18 protein-coding genes are annotated in these 18,289 nt (G+C 57.5%); 2 read left to right on the forward strand and 16 right to left on the reverse strand.

Going from position 1 to position 18,289, the window contains the following annotated elements:
* Positions 1 to 20: 20 nt before the first annotated feature.
* The 8 genes from cvpA to pdxB form a co-directional block, all read right to left on the reverse strand.
* Positions 21 to 509, reverse strand: coding sequence for a colicin V production protein (cvpA, locus tag HYQ67_RS08095; protein ID WP_202303154.1), 489 nt, complete (start codon positions 507 to 509; stop codon positions 21 to 23).
* A 224-nt stretch (positions 510 to 733) separates the two neighbouring features.
* Positions 734 to 1,453 carry a cell division protein DedD gene (dedD, locus tag HYQ67_RS08100; protein WP_202303157.1) on the reverse strand — a complete coding sequence of 240 codons (720 nt, stop codon included), beginning with the start codon at positions 1,451 to 1,453 and terminating at the stop codon, positions 734 to 736.
* On the reverse strand, positions 1,443 to 2,711 hold the full coding sequence (gene folC, locus HYQ67_RS08105; RefSeq protein WP_202303159.1) for a bifunctional tetrahydrofolate synthase/dihydrofolate synthase: 1,269 nt from the start codon (positions 2,709 to 2,711) through the stop codon (positions 1,443 to 1,445). Before folC ends, dedD begins: the two co-directional genes overlap by 11 nt.
* Positions 2,712 to 2,774: 63 nt before the next feature.
* On the reverse strand, positions 2,775 to 3,695 hold the full coding sequence (gene accD / locus HYQ67_RS08110) for an acetyl-CoA carboxylase, carboxyltransferase subunit beta (protein WP_202303161.1): 921 nt from the start codon (positions 3,693 to 3,695) through the stop codon (positions 2,775 to 2,777).
* Between the two features lie 137 nt (positions 3,696 to 3,832).
* Positions 3,833 to 4,492 (reverse strand): DedA family protein, encoded by a 660-nt coding sequence (locus HYQ67_RS08115; protein ID WP_202303163.1) that lies wholly within the window; start codon positions 4,490 to 4,492, stop codon positions 3,833 to 3,835.
* A gap of 32 nt (positions 4,493 to 4,524) precedes the next feature.
* Positions 4,525 to 5,340, reverse strand: coding sequence for a tRNA pseudouridine(38-40) synthase TruA (gene truA / locus HYQ67_RS08120; RefSeq protein WP_202303165.1), 816 nt, complete (start codon positions 5,338 to 5,340; stop codon positions 4,525 to 4,527).
* Positions 5,340 to 6,353, reverse strand: coding sequence for an aspartate-semialdehyde dehydrogenase (locus HYQ67_RS08125; RefSeq protein ID WP_202303167.1), 1,014 nt, complete (start codon positions 6,351 to 6,353; stop codon positions 5,340 to 5,342). Before HYQ67_RS08125 ends, truA begins: the two co-directional genes overlap by 1 nt.
* 67 nt (positions 6,354 to 6,420) lie before the next feature.
* Complete coding sequence (pdxB, locus tag HYQ67_RS08130; RefSeq protein ID WP_202303168.1) at positions 6,421 to 7,557, reverse strand: 4-phosphoerythronate dehydrogenase PdxB; 1,137 nt, start codon at positions 7,555 to 7,557, stop codon at positions 6,421 to 6,423.
* A gap of 124 nt (positions 7,558 to 7,681) precedes the next feature.
* Here pdxB and flk point away from each other — a divergent pair, with 124 nt between their 5' ends.
* A complete protein-coding gene (gene flk / locus HYQ67_RS08135) occupies positions 7,682 to 8,689 on the forward strand; it encodes a flagella biosynthesis regulator Flk (protein WP_202303170.1) in 1,008 nt (335 codons plus the stop codon).
* Positions 8,690 to 8,752: 63 nt separating this feature from the next.
* On the opposite strand, the gene HYQ67_RS08140 is transcribed toward flk, so the two are convergent.
* Both HYQ67_RS08140 and fabB read right to left on the reverse strand, forming a co-directional pair.
* On the reverse strand, positions 8,753 to 9,934 hold the full coding sequence (locus HYQ67_RS08140) for an MFS transporter (protein ID WP_202303172.1): 1,182 nt from the start codon (positions 9,932 to 9,934) through the stop codon (positions 8,753 to 8,755).
* A 222-nt stretch (positions 9,935 to 10,156) separates the two neighbouring features.
* Positions 10,157 to 11,377 carry a beta-ketoacyl-ACP synthase I gene (fabB, locus tag HYQ67_RS08145; RefSeq protein ID WP_202303174.1) on the reverse strand — a complete coding sequence of 407 codons (1,221 nt, stop codon included), beginning with the start codon at positions 11,375 to 11,377 and terminating at the stop codon, positions 10,157 to 10,159.
* Between the two features lie 156 nt (positions 11,378 to 11,533).
* On the opposite strand from fabB, the gene mnmC reads away from it, so the two are divergent.
* Positions 11,534 to 13,534 carry a bifunctional tRNA (5-methylaminomethyl-2-thiouridine)(34)-methyltransferase MnmC2/FAD-dependent 5-carboxymethylaminomethyl-2-thiouridine(34) oxidoreductase MnmC1 gene (gene mnmC, locus HYQ67_RS08150; protein ID WP_202303177.1) on the forward strand — a complete coding sequence of 667 codons (2,001 nt, stop codon included), beginning with the start codon at positions 11,534 to 11,536 and terminating at the stop codon, positions 13,532 to 13,534.
* Between the two features lie 135 nt (positions 13,535 to 13,669).
* On the opposite strand, the gene HYQ67_RS08155 is transcribed toward mnmC, so the two are convergent.
* The 6 genes from HYQ67_RS08155 to prmB all read right to left on the reverse strand — a co-directional run bounded on the left by HYQ67_RS08155 (position 13,670) and on the right by prmB (position 18,280).
* Positions 13,670 to 13,948: a YfcL family protein gene (locus HYQ67_RS08155; protein ID WP_202303179.1), complete on the reverse strand. Its 279-nt coding sequence runs from the start codon at positions 13,946 to 13,948 to the stop codon at positions 13,670 to 13,672.
* A gap of 27 nt (positions 13,949 to 13,975) precedes the next feature.
* Positions 13,976 to 14,524, reverse strand: a complete 549-nt coding sequence (locus HYQ67_RS08160) for an elongation factor P hydroxylase (RefSeq protein ID WP_202303246.1) — start codon at positions 14,522 to 14,524, stop codon at positions 13,976 to 13,978.
* A 16-nt stretch (positions 14,525 to 14,540) separates the two neighbouring features.
* Positions 14,541 to 15,338, reverse strand: coding sequence for a sulfite exporter TauE/SafE family protein (locus HYQ67_RS08165; protein WP_202303181.1), 798 nt, complete (start codon positions 15,336 to 15,338; stop codon positions 14,541 to 14,543).
* 11 nt (positions 15,339 to 15,349) lie between these two features.
* Entirely contained in the window at positions 15,350 to 16,174 is an 825-nt protein-coding gene (gene mepA / locus HYQ67_RS08170; protein WP_202303183.1) for a penicillin-insensitive murein endopeptidase, read from the reverse strand.
* Positions 16,175 to 16,178: 4 nt separating this feature from the next.
* Positions 16,179 to 17,264: a chorismate synthase gene (gene aroC / locus HYQ67_RS08175; RefSeq protein ID WP_202303185.1), complete on the reverse strand. Its 1,086-nt coding sequence runs from the start codon at positions 17,262 to 17,264 to the stop codon at positions 16,179 to 16,181.
* An 83-nt stretch (positions 17,265 to 17,347) separates the two neighbouring features.
* Positions 17,348 to 18,280 carry a 50S ribosomal protein L3 N(5)-glutamine methyltransferase gene (gene prmB, locus HYQ67_RS08180; RefSeq protein WP_202303187.1) on the reverse strand — a complete coding sequence of 311 codons (933 nt, stop codon included), beginning with the start codon at positions 18,278 to 18,280 and terminating at the stop codon, positions 17,348 to 17,350.
* Between the last annotated feature and the right edge of the window lie 9 nt (positions 18,281 to 18,289).

Here is an 18,289-nt window from a genome sequence, read left to right on the forward strand (position 1 = left end):
ATTAAGCCACACCCCCCACCTTATGGCCGGGGCAAGAAACTTGACGAGCTTTGCAGATAGTCAAAGAACCATCTGATGATGAAACTGAATTGTGGGATAAGCTGCGACTTTTGCCAGTCTTCGCTCTTTGAAAAGCCGGTGAAGGTATCAAGAAAAAACAGAATGGCGGCGACAATCAGGGCACCACGCAGAGCGCCAAAACAGATCCCCAACACCCTGTCTGTACCCGACAGGCCGGTTTTCTCTACCAGCGCGCCAATCACATAATTGACAATCGCGCCGACGATGAGCGTCGCGATAAACAGTATCGCGATAGCAATCCCATTACGTACCAGTTCGTCTTCAAAGCCAGTGAACCAGACCGAAAGGTAAGTGTAGTAGTGACTGGCAACAAAGAAGGCTACCCCCCATGTCACCAGCGATAACGCTTCGCGGACGAAGCCACGAATCACACTAATCAGAGCCGAAAAGCCGATAACAGCAATAATGGCGTAATCAATCCATACCATGCGCAAATCTCGCGTCAAATGGCCCTGTCGTCCAGTTCGGGGCGCATTCTAACAGAAAAAGAAAACGTTTGCGTAGGGATTTCCTTCCCCCGCGTAAATAAATAATGGCGTTGAAAAAGTCATCAACGCCATTGGAGTTTTGCCTCGCAGCCGCCCGTTTGAGCCCGTATCGTAGGGTGGATAAGCGCCAGCGCCATCCACCACCAGGCTCGTTCACGGCGTGCTTAACGAACCGAGTAGTTCATCACCACGCCTTTCAGCCCGGAGATCGAATTCAGCTCGCCAAGCGAGGACTTCAGCTTGTCTTTCGACGCATCCGGCCCGACCAGAATACGGGTAATTTTACCCGCCACAGGCGTTGACGGAGAGGTGTAAACCCGGAATCCGGCGCTACGCAGTTTACCAACGATTTCATTCACTTTGTCGGCATTTTTGAGCGCACCAAGCTGCACGACATAGGCTTTGCCGGTCGGTGCCGCTGGCTGGTCGTCCTGTTTAGCTGGTTTGTCTGTCTTCGGCGGTTGCTCACTGCCCATCGACAGCCGCTCTTCGGTTTGATCGACCGCCGGCTTGCTTTGTGGCTTAGGCTTTGGCTTTTCAGCTACGGGTTTTGGCTGCGGTGGTTTCTCACGGGTGACGGGCACTTCGTCAATATCCGCACCAGCTTCACCCGGTAGCGTCGCCGTCTCAAGCCCTGGGGCAAAAGCGTTACCCGCCCTGACCTCTTCTGCGGCCCCTTCCGGCGGCTGCGAAGGCAGTGCCTGGGTCGCTGCAGGCAGCATGTCCGGCTCGTCCGTGTCCCCTGGTTTTGGCACCAGAGGGATGGCAGCAAACTCATCCTGATAATGTTTTTTCTGCCCGTCGAGCAGGCCCGGAAGAATAATCACTCCCATTGCGACCAGAATAATGGTCCCGACTAATCGGTTTTGAAACTTACTCGCCACCTTTTCTCCCCGCTTCCAGCGCTTCCATTACGTGGGCTACCGTGTGGAACGACCCACACACCAGCACGGTGTCATCTGCCCCGGCAGTGGCCATTGCTGCCTGCCAGGCTTCAGCCACGCTGTCATAGACTGCGCCCGCCTGAAGATGTTCCACCAGCTGTTCTGCGGTCGCGCCGCGTGGCCCTTCCAGTGGTGCACAATACCAGCTATCGACCTGACCCGCCAAACACGCCAGCGTGCCCGCGATGTCTTTATCGTGCAACATGCCGATTACCGCCAGTACACGCCCCTGTTTTGGCAGCTGTGTCAGACGCTCTGCCAGGTAAGCGGCTGCATGAGGGTTATGCGCAACGTCCAGAATCACACGTGGGGACTGGGAGATAATCTGGAAGCGCCCCGGTAACGTGGCCTCTTTTAACCCCTGGCGAATCGCCGTTTCGCTAACGTCCAGCCAGCTGGCCCGCAGGGCTGCAAGTGCGGTTGCCGCATTGGGCTGTGGCACCAGCGGCAGCGGCAAATCAGTAAGTTCACCCTTGCCGTCCTTAAAGCTCCAGCTTTCCGCTTCCACGCTATATGACCAGTCCACACCGCGACGCAACAGCTGCGCCCCCTTCTCCACCGCGACATCAGCAATACTTTGTGGCATATCCGGCTCACCAACAATGGCCGGTTTTTCGCCACGGAAGACGCCGGCCTTTTCGCGCCCAATACTTTCACGATCCGGCCCGAGCCAGTCGGTATGATCAAGCGCAATACTGGTCACTACGGCCACATCAGCATCAACAATATTGGTGGCATCCAGACGCCCCCCCAGACCAACTTCAAGGATCACCACGTCCACGTTTAGCTGTTTGAACAGCAACAGCGCCGACAGCGTGCTGTATTCGAAGTAGGTCAGTGAAGTTTCGCCGCGCGCGGCTTCTATTTCGGCAAACGCCGCCGTGTGGTATGCCTCGTCCAGCTCTTCATTCTGAATACGCACGCGCTCGGTATAGCGCACCAGATGAGGCGAGCTGTAAACACCTACGCTGTAGCCCGCAGCCATCAACACCATTTCCAGCGTCCGGCAGGTGGTGCCTTTGCCGTTGGTGCCGGCGACGGTAAAGATGGTGGGGGCCGGTTTCAGTACGTCGAGCGCCGCCGCCACTTTCTGAACGCGGGCAAGGCCCAGCTCAATGGCCGTGGAGTGGAGATTTTCAAGATAGCAAAGCCACGTGGCCAGAGGCGACGTGGCTTGAGGAGTGTGATGTTTTTCCATGATGCCCACGCTTCGGTTCAAGAAAAAAGGCAGTTCCGCGAGCGGCCCTGCCTTTATTGACTATCAGGCCTCTTGACCTTGTTCCGGCGCTGGCGGAACCACAATAGGTTCACGCGGCGCTTCCGGGTTTGGTGCCGGCAGATTCATAAATTTAGCCAGCACGCGCGCCAGCTTCAGGCGCAGCTCCGGACGACGGACGATCATGTCGATGGCGCCCTTTTCGATCAGGAATTCACTGCGCTGGAAGCCCGGCGGCAGTTTTTCACGCACGGTCTGCTCAATAACGCGAGGCCCGGCAAAGCCGATCAGCGCTTTTGGCTCGGCGATGTTCAGGTCACCCAGCATTGCAAAGCTTGCGGAGACGCCGCCCATGGTCGGGTCAGTCAGCACAGAGATGTACGGCAGACCGCGCTCCTGCATCTTCGCCAGCGCAGCGCTGGTTTTTGCCATCTGCATCAGCGACATCAGCGCTTCCTGCATACGAGCACCGCCGGAGGCGGAGAAACAGATCATCGGGCAGTTATCTTCCAGCGCCTGTTCAACGGCACGGACAAAACGAGCCCCCACAACAGAACCCATAGAACCGCCCATGAAAGCAAATTCAAAGGCCGCCGCGACAACAGGCATCCCGTGCAGGGTACCCTTCATGACCACCAGCGCGTCTTTCTCGCCGGTCTCTTTCTGGGCGCTTGCCAGACGATCCTTATACTTTTTCGAGTCTTTGAACTTCAGCACGTCTTTCGGCTCAAGTTCGCTGCCCAGCTCCACCATGGAGTCTTCGTCTAACAGACTGTGCAGACGCTCGCGCGCCGCCATACGCATGTGGTGATCGCACTTCGGGCAGACTTCCAGATTGCGTTCCAGCTCGGCGCGGTACAGGACCTGGCCGCAGCTGTCGCATTTCGTCCACACACCTTCAGGGATGCTCGCCTTACGGGTGGGGGTGATGTTATTACTCTTGAGAATTCGTTCAATCCAGCTCATTGATGACCTTTCTGCTTGAACCTGGTCGATGCCAGTTTTTCTGTGGCGCTAACGCTGCCCCAGACCATAAATGGTGCTCATTAAAACATAACGGCCCGCGACTTTGGACAAAAAAGTGGTCGAACCGCTGTACGGAGTTATTTTTGCAGCCGTGCGGCGGCGCGTTTGTGGCGGATAATTTCGATGACGCCCGGCAGTACCGACAGCACGATAATCGCCACAATCAGCAACTTAAGGTTTTCCTGCACAATCGGCAAATCACCGAACAGGTAGCCCGCGTAGGTAAACAGCAGCACCCACAGCAGCGCTCCAACAACGTTATACATCGCAAAGTGGCGATAGGACATGTGTCCCATCCCCGCGACGAACGGTGCGAAGGTTCGCACAATTGGAACGAAGCGCGCGAGGATAATCGTTTTTCCGCCGTGACGCTCGTAAAAAGCGTGAGTTTTATCGAGATAGCTGCGGCGGAAGATCTTCGAGTCAGGGTTGCTGAACAGCTTTTCGCCAAACAGCCGACCAATAGTGTAGTTTACGGCGTCGCCAACAATGGCAGCAATCACCATTAACATCACCATCACATGGACATTCAGATCGTTGGTTGGCAGCGCGGCCAGCGCACCGGCAACAAACAGAAGCGAATCGCCCGGCAGGAACGGCGTGACCACCAGCCCCGTTTCGCAGAACAGGATGAGGAAAAGTATCGCGTATACCCAGACGCCATACTCTGCGACCAGCTCAGCCAGATGCACATCAATATGCAGAATAAAATCAATAATAAAGTGGATAAATTCCATCGTGACTTACCTTTACGACTGCTATGACTGCATCAGTCCGCTAAAAACAGAGGCCCCATCCGGGGAGTAGGTAACGCAAAATGTTCTGGATAATCTACCGACACCAGGTATAGCCCTTCCGCTTTGCCGGTGGCCGCAGCGAGCTTACGATCTTTCGCCACCAGTAGCTCTGCCATCCAGTTTTCAGCCTGGTTACCGCAGCCGATCTCCATCAGACTGCCGACAATGTTACGCACCATATGATGCACAAAGGCGTTGGCCTTGATATCCACCACCACGTAAGAGCCATAGCGGGTGACGGTGATGTGCATCAGGTTGCGCCACGGAGTGCGTGACTGGCACTGCACCGCGCGGAACGAGGTAAAATCGTTCTCGCCCAGCAGGCACTGCGCAGCACGATGCATCAGGTCGGCGTCAAGGGGGTGATAAAAATGCGTCACCCCCTGCCCCATCACCGCCGGGCGCAGCCGCTCGTTATAAATAACATAACGGTAGCGGCGCGCCGTGGCGCTGAATCGGGCGTGAAAATCGTCGGGCACAGCTTTAACCCAACGCACCGCGATGTCTCCAGGCAAATTCGCATTTACGCCCAGCGTCCAGGCCGCATCTTTCCTGTCCATGGTCGTTTCGAAGTGCACAACCTGACCTGTAGCGTGTACGCCCGCGTCGGTGCGTCCGGCGCAGAACACGTTGATCGGCTCGTTGGCGACTTTTGTCAGCGCCTTTTCCAGCTTCTCCTGCACGCTGCGCACTTCGTTCTGGCGCTGCCAGCCGTAATATTTACTGCCGTCGTACTCAATACCGAGCGCAATCTTGCGCTTCGGGCTTTCAACCAACTCGCCGGACATTAGTACATGTACTCCTGCACTAATTTTTCAGCCGTTTTCACCGCCATCAGCGCGCCGCCAAAGCGAACGTTGTCCGCAACGGACCAGAACTGGATCTGCTCAGGCATGCCGTAGTCGTTGTGTACGCAGCCAATGGAGAGATGCGCACTGCCGGAAGCATCAGAAACCTGAGTCGGATAGTCGCCCTCTTCGGACAGCTCCAGGTCGGCAACCTGGCCAAACGCATCGCGTGCTTCTTCTGCGGCCAGCGGACGCATGGCTTCAAAATTCACCATTTGCGCATGCCCGTAGAAGATAGGAGCCTGCACGTAGCTGACGGAGATCGGCAGGTTCTCATCCTGAAGAATTTTGCGAACTTCATTCACCAGGCGGCGCTCTTCGCGAACGCTGCCTTCCGCATCCGGCACCAGCGGCAGCATGTTGAACGCCAGCTGGCGGCCAAACAGATCGTTCTCTTCAATTGGCAAACCGTTTAGCAGGCGCGCGCTCTGTCCCGCCAAAGCGTCAACGGCAACTTTTCCACGTGCGGAAGCGGCCAGCAGGTTAGTTACCTGGATACGTGACAAACCACCCTGTTCGATCAGCGGTTTTAACGCTGTCAGCAGCTGGCTGGTCAGGCTGTCTGCAACCGCCACAAGATTACGATTACGGTATTCATCAAGCACGAACGGGTTCACGTCCGGCACCACCAGCGGCACATCCGGTTCGAGGGCGAACAGGCCGCTGGAGTCAATCACCAGGCAGCCCGCGTTGGTTGCTTCATCAACATACTGCGCGGAAGCTTCAGCGCCTGCGACGAAGAAGGCAAGTTGCACCTGAGTCCAGTCAAACTCGGCGACGTCCTGCACCATTACCGTTTTACCTTCAAAACGCAGATTTTCCCCGGCGCTTTCGCTACGGGCCAGGGCATACAGCTCACTAACCGGGAACTGGCGTTCAGCGAGCAGCTCAAAAACAGCTGCGCCAACGGCACCCGTGGCACCTAAAACGGCAATATTCCAGCCTTCAGACATGTTGGTTTACTCCAGACTTATAAAACAGCATCCCACCGGAGATGGCCGGTGGGACAAAAGAATTGGCTTAACGAGCGGTGTGAAAGACCGCGCTGAAGCCCAGTTTTTGCAGTGTTTGTGCCGCAGGTTCATCGTCACACTGAATAAAGAGTGACGACCATTCGCGGCGCTCTAAATAGTTTTTACGCAGCTTGTCGAATTCACCCGGCACAGCCGCGACTTTTCGCAGCGGCGCGTCATCGCGGCGCACATCATACACCAGATGAACCAGTCTTTTGAGTGTGGCTTGATCGAGCGGGCCGTGGAGCGTTATGCGGCCAAATTCCGGTGCCGGGAGCAGCGTATCCAGCGCGACCTGCTGCTGCTTGCCGATAAACTTGCTGAAGGCTTCAAACACCTGAGTCGTGCCTCGAGCTTTACCTTCCAGCGTGTAGCCTGCGATATGCGGCGTACCGATATCCACGAGATTCAGCAGATCGACATTCAGTTCCGGTTCCGGCTCCCAGACGTCCAGCACCACGCTGAGATCCTGCCCGCGTTGCAGACATTTCAGCAGCGCTGCGTTATCCACCACCGGGCCGCGACAAGCGTTGATCAGGATGGTGCCCGGCTTAAGGGCAGCAAGCAGCGTTTCATCAGCCAGGTGCAAAGATTTATACGGCCCGTCTTTAAACAGGGGCGTATGGAACGTCAGCACGTCGGCTTCGCGCACTAATGTGTCCAGCGGCTGGAAATTGCCTTCGTCGCCACGCTCAGCGCGAGGGGGATCGCAAAGCAGCGTGCGTACGCCATAGGCTTCCAGGCGAGCCTGTAAACGAGAACCCACGTTGCCCACGCCCACAATGCCGACCGTGCGGTCAGCCAGGGCAAAACCGTCGCGCTCAGCGAGCATCAGCAGCGAGGAGAAAACATACTCCACTACGGCAATGGCGTTACAGCCGGGTGCCGCAGAGAAAGCGATACCCGCGCGTTCCAGATACGCATCATCAACATGATCCGTCCCCGCCGTGGCGGTACCCACAAATTTGACAGATTTTCCGTCGAGCAAGTCAGCGTTCACTTTGGTGACGGAACGCACCATTAAAGCGTCAGCATCGGCCAGTTCGGAAACGGGAATGGGACGGCCCGGCACGGTGGTTACATCGCCCAGGCGACTAAACAATTCGCGGGCATAGGGCATATTTTCATCAACGAGAATTTTCACGTTCGCTACCTGTTTGTTAATCGTCGAGATTAAGCCCGATAGTGTGCCATAATCTGGCCTCCGGGCATAACGAACTACCTTGTAATGTTTTGTCGTTTTTCAGGTGAGATAAGGATCTAAAGCTATGCAGCCTATTCAGGGAGCCACGCCGCGCCCTCCGGGGGAACCCGCCCCTGCGCCATCCGTTGCTGGTGAGCAACCGCTCTCTTCCGTGCAGCGTACCGTACTGGAACGCCTGATCACACGTATCGTGGCCCTCAGCCAGCAGCAGAGCGCTGAACTATGGGCTGGCGTGAAGCACGATCTCGGCCTGAAGAACGAGGCCCCGCTGCTGTCGCGCCATTTTCCCGCGGCGGAACAAAACCTGAACCAGCGTCTGACCAGCGTGCAGACAACGCATGCCACACGTCAGATAGTCCATGAACTGAGCGAACTCCTGCCGCAGGGCAATAACCGCCAGGCCGTCAGCGACTATATCCGCCAGCAGTTTGGCCAGACGGCGCTGAGTCAGCTCACGCCGCAGCAGTTAAAAACCGTGCTCACGCTGCTGCAAAATAACCAGCTGGCGATTCCCCAGCCGCAGCAACGTCAGGCAACGGATCGTCCACTGCTGCCCGCCGAGCACAGCACTCTGAATCAGCAGGTCGCGAAGCTCACCGCCACAACCGGCGAGTCCGGCAAGCAGATCTGGCAGTCGATGCTGGAGCTAAGCGGCGTGAAAAGCGGCGAGCTGATCCCGGCCAGGCACTTTACGTTACTGACCACCTGGCTTCAGGCACGTATCTCACTGAGTCAGCATAGCTCACCTACTTTGCATACGATTCAGGCGGCGCTAAAACAGCCGCTGGAAGCAGACGAGTGGAAAGAGATGACCGACTATTCCCAGCAGCGTTTCCAGGCAACTCCGCAGGCGGTGCTGACCACCGCACAGGTGCAGGACATCCTCAACCAGGTCTTCCTGAAGCGCGCAGAGAAACAGCACGTTGGGCCAATAGAGACCCGCGATATCCAGCCGATTTACAACCCGTTCATCGCGCCGTTTATTGAACCGTTTAAGGCTGTCTCAGCACGGCCAGGGCTGGCATTTATCGCGCTGATTATCGTGATGCTGCTGATTTGGATGGTGGTGTAGCTCAACTTCATTTGGTGGATGACGCTGCGCTTATCCACCCTACGAACAGCCACCCGGCAATGGCTATCTGCGGAATGCGAGCAGCGTCACTACAATCCCCACTACCGCCGAAATCGCGCCGGCCAGGAACACCGATGGATAACCTAATGAGGTTGCCAGCAGGCCTGTCAGCGGCGCGGTAACACCGTATGAGATATCCTGGAACGCGGCGTAGCCGCCCAGCGCCGTGCCGCGAACCTGGGCCGGTACTCGCTTAACCACCTCAACGCCCAGCGCCGGGAAGATTAGCGAACAGCCGCTGCCGGTTAGCGCCGCGCCCAGCAGCGCAACCCAGGCGACCGGTGCCTGCCACAGCAGCAGTAAACCAACCGTTTCAATGACCAGCGAAACCAGCGCCACCCGCACGCCGCCGAAGCGGTCAGGCATCCAGCCGAACAGCACGCGCATCAGCACAAACGCCCCGCCAAATGCGGTCAGCGTAAACCCTGCCCACGCCCATCCTTTTGAAACAAAGTAGAGCGAAACAAAAGTCCCTATTACCGCAAAGCCCACGCCCTGCAGCGCCAGCCCGAGGCCCGGCTTCCAGATAAGCCCAATCACCGTCAGCATCGACGGGCGATCGCCTTTATGCGCAGGCACGGCATGCACGCGTCCGTTGAACAGCCACCCAAGCAGCGGTAAAACGATGGTGGAGATGCCCAGCGCGATGAAGCCCCACTGGCTGTTGAGCATCAGTCCCAGCGGCGCACCGGCCGCCAGCGCGCCGTAGATAGCCATGCCGTTCCACGACATCACCTTGCCGGAACGCGCCGGACCGACCAGCCCCATGCCCCACGTCAGCGTGCCGGTCAGCAGCTGGCTTTCACCAAAGCCGAGGATCAGACGCCCGACGACGAGTATCCCAAACTTGATGGTGTTATCCACCGGCAGCAGCGCCGCCAGCAGGTAGGCTACGCCCGCCAGCGCGCAGGCAAACATGCCCTGTAGCGCGGTGCGTTTTGCGCCCTGCTGATCGGCCAGGCGCCCCGCATAACCGCGCGTCAGCACCGTTGCCAGGAACTGAATACCCACGGCGACGCCCACCATCAGATTGCCGTAGCCCAGCTGATGGTGGACAAACAGCGGAATGACGGGCAGCGGCAGGCCGACTGTCATGTAGGTCAGGAAAACGGCAAAGGCAATTTTAAACAGGGATTTATCCGCCGACTTCGGCTTCTTAAAATGAGAATCAATCGTTGCAGACATGCTGCTTACTCCATTGACAGCAGAGTAAGGCGGGGAATTCGCCGCGCCTCTCTATCTGACAGGTCAGATTAAAGGTGCGTTGGATGACGTTAAACGCTTACGCATTATCATTTTGATAATGTTGAGGTCGGCATAGTGCCTTTAATCCCCCGGCGCGTCAACTTGTGTAAAGGCAAAAAAACGGGGCGCCAGAGGCACCCCGCTTACATGCTTAAGCGTTTGTTATGCGTCGATTTTACGCATCACCAGCGTGGCGTTGGTGCCACCGAAGCCGAAGCTGTTAGACATCACAGTATTCAGTTTCTTCTCTGTCGCTTCGGTCACGATGTTCAGGCCAACGGCCTTCTCGTCCAGCTGTTCAATGTTGATGCTTGGGGCGATAAAGCCGTGTTCGAGCATCAGCAGAGAGTAGATCGCTTCCTGTACGCCTGCGGCACCCAGAGAGTGGCCGGTCATCGCTTTGGTTGCGGACATAGACGGAGAGTTATCGCCGAAGACTTCACGAATTGCGCCCAGTTCTTTCACATCGCCAACCGGCGTGGAGGTCCCGTGGGTGTTCAGGTAGTCAATCGGGGTGTCAACGCCGTGCATTGCCATCTTCATGCAGCGCACTGCGCCTTCGCCTGATGGAGCAACCATGTCTGCGCCGTCGGACGTTGCGCCGTAGCCAACGATTTCAGCGTAGATGTGTGCGCCACGTGCCAGAGCGTGCTCCAGCTCTTCGACCACCACCATGCCGCCGCCGCCTGCGATAACAAAACCGTCACGGTCTGCATCATAAGTACGGGAAGCCTTGGTTGGGTCTTCGTTGTATTTGGTGGACAGCGCGCCCATGGCGTCAAACTCACAGGCCATTTCCCAGCACAGCTCTTCGCCGCCGCCGGCAAACACGATGTCCTGTTTGCCCAGCTGGATCTGCTCAACAGCGTTACCGATACAGTGTGCAGAAGTCGCACACGCGGAGCTGATGGAGTAGTTCACACCGTGAATTTTGAAAGGTGTTGCGAGGCAGGCAGAAACGCCGGAGCCCATCGCTTTAGTCACCACATAAGGCCCTACCGCTTTCAGGCCGCGCGGGCTACGCATTGCGTCAGCACCGAACACCTGGTAGCGAGGGGAGCCGCCGCCGGAACCTGCAATCAGGCCGACACGCGGGTTATTCTGATAAGCTTCATCGCTGAGACCGGCGTCCTGAATAGCCTGTTCCATGGACAGGTAAGCGTAGATGGATGCATCGCTCATGAAACGCACAATTTTGCGATCGATGAGACCGGTGGTGTCCAGCTTGACGTTACCCCACACGTGGCTACGCATGCCGGAGTCTTTCAACTCCTGAGAGAAGGTGATCCCTGAGCGTCCTTCACGCAGAGATGCCAGGACTTCCTGCTGGTTATTACCAATGCTGGAAACGATGCCCAGGCCAGTAATCACTGCACGTTTCATTCAATACCTCTTCCACTGCACTATTAGGATTTCGACTGGCACAATAGCGTACACTTGTACGCCGAACAAGTCCGATCAGCGAAATCGGCCCGAAATTTGCGCCGCTTCGCACACATCGTTATGATCCTTTCACAGCCTGCCAGACGAGTAACTTACGTGAAACACTCCCCTATACAATCCGCCAGCCTTGGCTTTAACGAAGAGGGTACACCTGTATCCCGAGAATTCGACGATGTGTACTTCTCTAATGATAATGGACTGGAAGAAACTCGTTATGTCTTTCTTGAGGGAAATCGTCTGTCAGAGCGCTTTGCCACGCATGACCGCCCGCTGTTTGTGGTTGGCGAAAGCGGGTTCGGCACCGGGCTTAACTTCCTGACTTTATGGCAGGCCTTCGATGAATTTTGCCAGAAACAGCCCGATACCACGCTGCGGCGTCTGCACTTCATCAGTTTCGAAAAATTCCCGCTCACGGCAGCGGATTTACAGGCCGCCCACGGCCACTGGCCAGAATTGGCTGAATTTGCCCACGAGCTGCAAAAAAACTGGCCGCAGCCTTTTTCTGGCTGCCATCGCCTGCTGCTGGCCGGAGGCCGAATCACGCTCGATCTGTGGTTTGGGGATATTAACGATCTTATCCCCCAGCTGGATGACACCTTAACGAAGCAGGTAGATGCCTGGTTCCTGGACGGCTTTGCGCCGTCGAAAAACCCGGATATGTGGACGCCCCAGCTGTTCAATGCCATGGCGAAGCTGGCTCGTCCGGGCGGTACCCTGGCTACCTTTACCTGCGCTGGCTTCGTGCGCCGGGGGCTTATCGACGCGGGCTTTACGATGTTCAAAACCAAAGGCTTCGGGCGTAAGCGCACGATGCTGACCGGGACCATGGAGCAGGAACTTCCTCTCCGCTTACAGACGCCGTGGTTTAACCGTCCGCCCGCCCAGGGTAAAGAGGTCGCGATAGTGGGCGGAGGGATTGCCAGCGCCCTGCTCTCCCTGTCATTACTTCGGCGCGGCTGGGAGGTGACGCTCTACTGCGAAGACGACGAACCGGCGCTTGGCGCATCCGGCAATCGCCAGGGCGCACTCTATCCTCTCCTGAGCACTCACGACGCATCGCTGACGGACTTTTTCGCCACGGCCTTCACCTTCGCCCGCCGTCTTTACGATGCGCTGCCCGTTGAGTTCGATCGCGACTGGTGCGGCGTCACCCAGCTTGGCTGGGATGAGCGAAGCCGCCATAAAATCGAGCAGATGCTGAGCCTTGAGTTCCCAGAAGGTATCGCCCGCGCCGTTGATGAACAAACCGTTACCGAAATTAGCGGCGTTGCGACAGGCTGTGGCGGCATCACCTATCCGCTGGGCGGCTGGCTTTGTCCCGCGCAGCTGACCGCTGGCGCTATTCAGCTTGCCCGTAAACAGGGGCTAAAAGTACATTTTGGTCATCACGTGAATGAGTTGGTTAAAGCTGACGAGCTCTGGAAGCTGACGTTTGCCGGGCAGCCGTCTCGGCAGCATAACGCCGTGGTGCTGGCTAACGGACACAAGGTTAACCATTTCTCGCAGGCTGAAAAACTGCCGGTGTCTGCGGTTGGCGGCCAGGTGAGCCATATTCCCACCGGCCCGGCGCTATCCTCACTCCGCCAGGTTCTGTGCTACGACGGCTACCTGACGCCGCAAAACCCGGCGAATCAGCAGCACTGCATCGGGGCGAGCTACCATCGCGGCGTGGAGGATATGCAGTACAACGAGGAAGACCAGCGGCAGAATCGCCAGCGGCTTATTAACTGCCTGCCTGAGCAGGGCTGGCCGCAGGAGGTAGATGTTTCTGCTGGTAACGCCCGCTGCGGCGTTCGCTGCGCCTCCCGCGACCATTTGCCGCTTATCGGCAGCGTGCCGGACTATGAGCAGACGCTGGAAAGCTACGCGGGGCTGGTACACAGCAAAGAGAACGCGGTGAACGCGCCGGTCTATGAAAATCTCTTTATGCTCGCCGGGCTGGGTTCAAGAGGATTGTGCTCCGCCCCGCTGGCGGCGGAAGTTTTAGCCGCGCAGATGAGCGACGAGCCGATACCGCTGGACAGCACAACGCTTGCGGCAATTAACCCGAATCGGTTCTGGGTACGGAAGCTGCTGAAAGGCAGAGAGGTTAAATAACTTCGTCGGATGACGCTGCGCTTATCCGACCTACCATAATGGCGGGTTATGGGTGAATTTTTCGGTTGACGCCGCGCTTATCCGACCCGGCGGACGGATGTTGTAGGGTGGATAAGCGGCAGCGTCATCCACCGGTTACTTAAACTCGGCCTGCTTATACAAATTATCCCACATCCCCAGCACCAGGGACTGGTCGCGCGGGGAGAGCTCGCCCGCCTGAATCGCTTTTTCCAGGCTGCCGGACACCGCCGCATGCAGCGCTTCCGGGGAGTGGTCTTCGCCGTGTTCTATTTCGGCTACGGCCAGGGTGAGGTGGCCACGCAGATAACCGCTGGCGAACAGCTCGTCATCACTGGCCACTTCAACCATTCCATCAATCAGCGCCAGAATGCGTGTTTCAAATTCCGCGATCATCGTACGTCTTTCCTCATTTGCAGGTAATTAGTTTAGATCTTCCGGCCACGGGAACAGATCGGCTGTCACCGGCGGCGTTTTATAATAGTCACGAAGCGCCGCCATCAGGCGCGCCGGGCGTTCAGGGATGCCCTGCTCCAGATAAATCATCACCTGGGCATGAACACGACGCTGGAACGCAATTCTGTCCGGGTCGACGTCGCCGCTTAAGTTGTCGCAGCTGACGTTAAACGGGAAGCCCGCCGCCATGCACAGCAGCCACTCCAGCGCCTGCGGCTTAACCTCCACGTCTTCGAACCTGCTCTGCGTTTGCGCATCACGGCCGTCCGGGCAGTACCAGTAACCGAAATCCACCAGCTCACGGCGGGCTTTCCCCGCGATGCACCAGTGCGAAATCTCATGCATTCCGCTTGCGTAGTAGCCGTGGGCGAACACCACACGGTTGTACGACAGCTCTTCGTCTGCGGGAAGATAGATCGGTTCGTCGTCGCCTTTAATCAGACGGGTATTAAAATCATCTTTAAAACAGCCGTCGAAGATATCGATCAGCTGCTGATAGTGGTGTTCAGTCGTCATACTTGCTGTAGTCATCTCATGCTATCCCCATCCAGTGGAGGATCTCCGTTCCGTGGCTGTCGAATAATAGTTTGGCACTCATCACCGCCGAAACGATCACGATCATCGGCCGGATGAGCTTCTGCCCTTTGCTTAATACCAGGCGCGAACCCATGCGCGCGCCCAAAAATTGCCCGGCCATCATCACAAAGCCGGTGCCCCAAATCACCTTCCCGCCGATGATAAACAGCAGCAGCCCGCCAAGGTTAGACGTGGCGTTCAGCACTTTGGCGTGAGCGGTAGATTTTGCCAGGTTGAAGCCGCACAGCGTAACAAACGCCAGGGCGTAAAAGGAGCCGGCGCCAGGGCCAAAGAAACCGTCGTAAAAGCCGACGCAGCCACCGGCAACCAGCGCAAACGGCAGGCCGTACAGGCGGCGCTGGCGATCTTCTTCCCCCAGCTTCGGCATCAGCAGGAAGTACAGGCCAATCCCGATAACCAGCAGCGGCAGGATCTGACGTAATAAGTCTGATTTAACGTGCTGCACCAGCAGCGCGCCGGTCATTGACCCGATGAAGGTCATCAGAATATTGAGCTTCTGATCCGCAAGGCTGACGACTTTTCGGCGAATAAAATAGAGCGAGGAGGAGACCGACCCGCCGCAGGCCTGAAGCTTATTGGTCGCCAGCGCGTGGGCCGGAGACATTCCGGCGGCCAGCAGCGCGGGCACGGTCAACAGGCCGCCGCCGCCCGCCAGCGCATCAATAACCCCCGCCAGCAGCGCGACAAAGAACAGCGTCACCAGCATCAGGGGAGAAACTAAAAACCATTCCATGAGGGTATCCGTCAGATTTCGTGATTATCCAGCAGGGCCTGACATGAGGCCGGTATTGGCGGCGGCGTTTTCTTCTTAGGCGGCTTGCTGCCAGGTGCCGGAGGCTGGAACCAGCTTTGCAGTTCGGCTCCGCAGCCGTCGCCAGGAGGCGGTAACGGCTGGTCAACACATTCGAGGCTGTCTGCCGGGCAGCGCAGGCGAACGTGCATATGGGCGCGATGGGCAAACCACGGACGAACCTTACGCAGCCAGTCGCGATCCGCACCGGCATCCAGACAAAGCTGCTGTTTGATAGCCGGATTGACGAAGATGCGCATGACCTCGTTATCTTTCGCGGCAAGTTTGATCAGGCTGTCGATTTCCGGCTGCCACAAACGCTGGATAACGTGTTTATCGTCGCTGGCGACTAAATCCAGCGCCTGCGGCCTGAGCAGCTGGGCCGAGGTCCAGCGCGTCTTCGGCAACTGCAGGAAGATATCCACGTCCAGCCCGGTCTGGTGGCTGGCGTGGCCAGAACTGAAGCGCCCGCCTGCGGCCATCCCCATATCGCCAATCAACACCGTGCCCAGCCCCAGCTGGTGAACCTGATTGCTGAGGCGCTGAATAAACAGCACCAGATCGGGATGCCCGAAATAGCGGCGCTGATCCTGACGCATAATCTGGTAGTTGGCATCTTCAAGCGGCAACCCGTGTGCGCCGACGATACAGCCATTGGCAAACGAGCCGATGGACTGTGCGCTACCCGCAACGGGATGGGTGATTTTTTGCCACGGGGTGGCTGCAAAAGTGATGCTGCTGACAACGAGGGCCAGCAGACCAACGAGCGCTTTTTTCATTGTATTACCACTGTGGCAAAGGTGGTGTCACGTCGGCGTTTTGAGCGCGCTGACGCAGCATGTGATCCATCAGAACGATCGCCAGCATAGCCTCCGCGATCGGCACCGCGCGGATCCCAACGCACGGATCGTGACGCCCACGGGTCACCATTTCAACCTCTTCCCCTTCGCGGTTGATCGTACGGCCCGGCACCATAATGCTGGAGGTTGGCTTCAGCGCCATGTTTGCCACGATCTGCTGGCCGCTGCTGATGCCGCCGAGAATGCCGCCCGCATGGTTGCTCTGGAAGCCCTCTTTGGTTATCTCATCGCGGTTCTGGCTGCCGCGCAGGCTGACCACGCCGAAGCCTTCGCCAATCTCAACGCCTTTCACGGCGTTAATGCTCATCAGCGCATGGGCGATATCCGCATCAAGACGGTCGAACACCGGCTCGCCAAGGCCTGGCGGCACGTTGTCTGCCACCACGGTGACTTTCGCACCGATGGAGTCACCCTCTTTTTTCAGGGCGCGCATCAGCTCGTCGAGGGTGTCGATTTTGTCCGGATCCGGGCAGAATAACGGGTTCTGCTCGACCTGCTCCCAGTCCTTAATCTCTAACGGCACGTCGCCCATCTGCGTCAGGCAACCGCGAATAGTGATGCCGTATTTATGCGCCAGATATTTTTTGGCAATCGCACCGGCGGCTACGCGCATAGCCGTTTCACGGGCGGAAGAGCGGCCACCGCCACGATAATCGCGCAGGCCGTATTTTTGCTCATAGGTGTAATCGGCGTGTCCCGGGCGGAAGACGTCTTTAATGGCGCTGTAATCCTGCGAGCGCTGGTCGGTATTTTCGATCAGCAGGCCGATGCTGGTGCCGGTGGTGACGCCTTCAAACACGCCGGAGAGAATTTTAACCTGGTCCGGCTCGCGGCGCTGCGTGGTGTAGCGAGAGGTACCAGGGCGGCGGCGATCGAGGTCGTGCTGTAAATCTTCTTCTGTCAGTGGGATACCAGGAGGCACGCCGTCCACGATGCAGCCCAGAGCAATACCGTGAGACTCACCAAATGTCGTTACGCGAAAAACCAGTCCGATTGAGTTTCCTGCCATTTTTCACGGCTCCTTACCGTTGTCATTTTTTAATTGTGTTGTTGAGTGATACAACAACGGGCCTTGCGGCCCGTCTGCACAGATTAATCTTTGTAGATGCTGAAGTGCTCGCGCGCCGCAATCAGCTGCGCTTTGGTGAGCATGAAGACACCGTCGCCGCCGTTGTCGAACTCAAGCCAGGTGAACGGCACCTCCGGGTACTGCTCCATCAGGTGAACCATGCTGTTCCCCACTTCGCAGACCAGCACGCCGCCGTCCGCCAGGTAATCCGGCGCGCAGGCCAGAATGCGGCGCGCCAGCTTCAGACCGTCGCTGCCCGCAGCCAGACCCAGCTCCGGCTCGAAGCGGAACTCGCCCGGCAGGTCGGACATATCTTCCGCATCCACGTACGGCGGATTGGTGACGATAATGTCGTACTGCACCTTCGGCAGGTCGCGGAACAGGTCGGAACGAATTGGCGTGACCTGGTTTTCCAGGCCGTGCTCAGCGATGTTCTGCTCGGCAACAGCCAGCGCATCCAAAGAAATATCAACCGCGTCGACTTCCGCATCGTGGAATTCATAGGCACAAGCGATGGCGATGCAGCCGCTGCCGGTACACATATCCAGAATGTGCTGCGGCTCGCCGTCAAACAGGCCCGCAAAGCGGTTGGTGATAAGCTCACCGATTGGCGAACGCGGCACCAGCACGCGCTCGTCCACGTAAAATTCATGGCCGCAGAACCAAGCTTTATTAGTCAGATAGGCAACCGGGATACGTTCGTTGACGCGGCGAATCACGCGCTCCACGATACGATGACGTTCGCTGGAGGTGAGACGTGCGGTGCGCATGTCCTCAGGAATATCCAGCGGCAGATAGAGGCTTGGCAGCACCAGCTGAACGGCTTCATCCCACGGGTTATCGGTGCCGTGACCATACCAGATGTTGGCGGCGCTGAAGCGGCTGACTGACCAGCGCAGCATATCCTGAATGGTGTGCAGTTCACTCACTGCCTCATCGACGAAAATTTTATCCACGTTGCCCTC

The sequence above is a fragment of the Dryocola clanedunensis subsp. sulfonylureivorans genome (genome assembly GCF_016756775.1).
Taxonomy (GTDB): Bacteria; Pseudomonadota; Gammaproteobacteria; order Enterobacterales; family Enterobacteriaceae; genus Dryocola; species Dryocola clanedunensis.

Bases quoted from the DNA above. Each gene is read 5' to 3' on its own strand.
- cvpA (WP_202303154.1), bottom strand. From the start codon at position 509: ATGGTATGGATTGATTACGCCATTATTGCTGTTATCGGCTTTTCGGCT.
- folC (WP_202303159.1), bottom strand. From the start codon at position 2,711: ATGGAAAAACATCACACTCCTCAAGCCACGTCGCCTCTGGCCACGTGG.
- accD (WP_202303161.1), bottom strand. From the start codon at position 3,695: ATGAGCTGGATTGAACGAATTCTCAAGAGTAATAACATCACCCCCACC.
- HYQ67_RS08115 (WP_202303163.1), bottom strand. From the start codon at position 4,492: ATGGAATTTATCCACTTTATTATTGATTTTATTCTGCATATTGATGTG.
- truA (WP_202303165.1), bottom strand. From the start codon at position 5,340: ATGTCCGGCGAGTTGGTTGAAAGCCCGAAGCGCAAGATTGCGCTCGGT.
- HYQ67_RS08125 (WP_202303167.1), bottom strand. From the start codon at position 6,353: ATGTCTGAAGGCTGGAATATTGCCGTTTTAGGTGCCACGGGTGCCGTT.
- flk (WP_202303170.1), top strand. From the start codon at position 7,682: ATGCAGCCTATTCAGGGAGCCACGCCGCGCCCTCCGGGGGAACCCGCC.
- HYQ67_RS08140 (WP_202303172.1), bottom strand. From the start codon at position 9,934: ATGTCTGCAACGATTGATTCTCATTTTAAGAAGCCGAAGTCGGCGGAT.
- fabB (WP_202303174.1), bottom strand. From the start codon at position 11,377: ATGAAACGTGCAGTGATTACTGGCCTGGGCATCGTTTCCAGCATTGGT.
- HYQ67_RS08155 (WP_202303179.1), bottom strand. From the start codon at position 13,948: ATGATCGCGGAATTTGAAACACGCATTCTGGCGCTGATTGATGGAATG.
- HYQ67_RS08160 (WP_202303246.1), bottom strand. From the start codon at position 14,524: ATGACGACTGAACACCACTATCAGCAGCTGATCGATATCTTCGACGGC.
- HYQ67_RS08165 (WP_202303181.1), bottom strand. From the start codon at position 15,338: ATGGAATGGTTTTTAGTTTCTCCCCTGATGCTGGTGACGCTGTTCTTT.
- mepA (WP_202303183.1), bottom strand. From the start codon at position 16,174: ATGAAAAAAGCGCTCGTTGGTCTGCTGGCCCTCGTTGTCAGCAGCATC.
- aroC (WP_202303185.1), bottom strand. From the start codon at position 17,264: ATGGCAGGAAACTCAATCGGACTGGTTTTTCGCGTAACGACATTTGGT.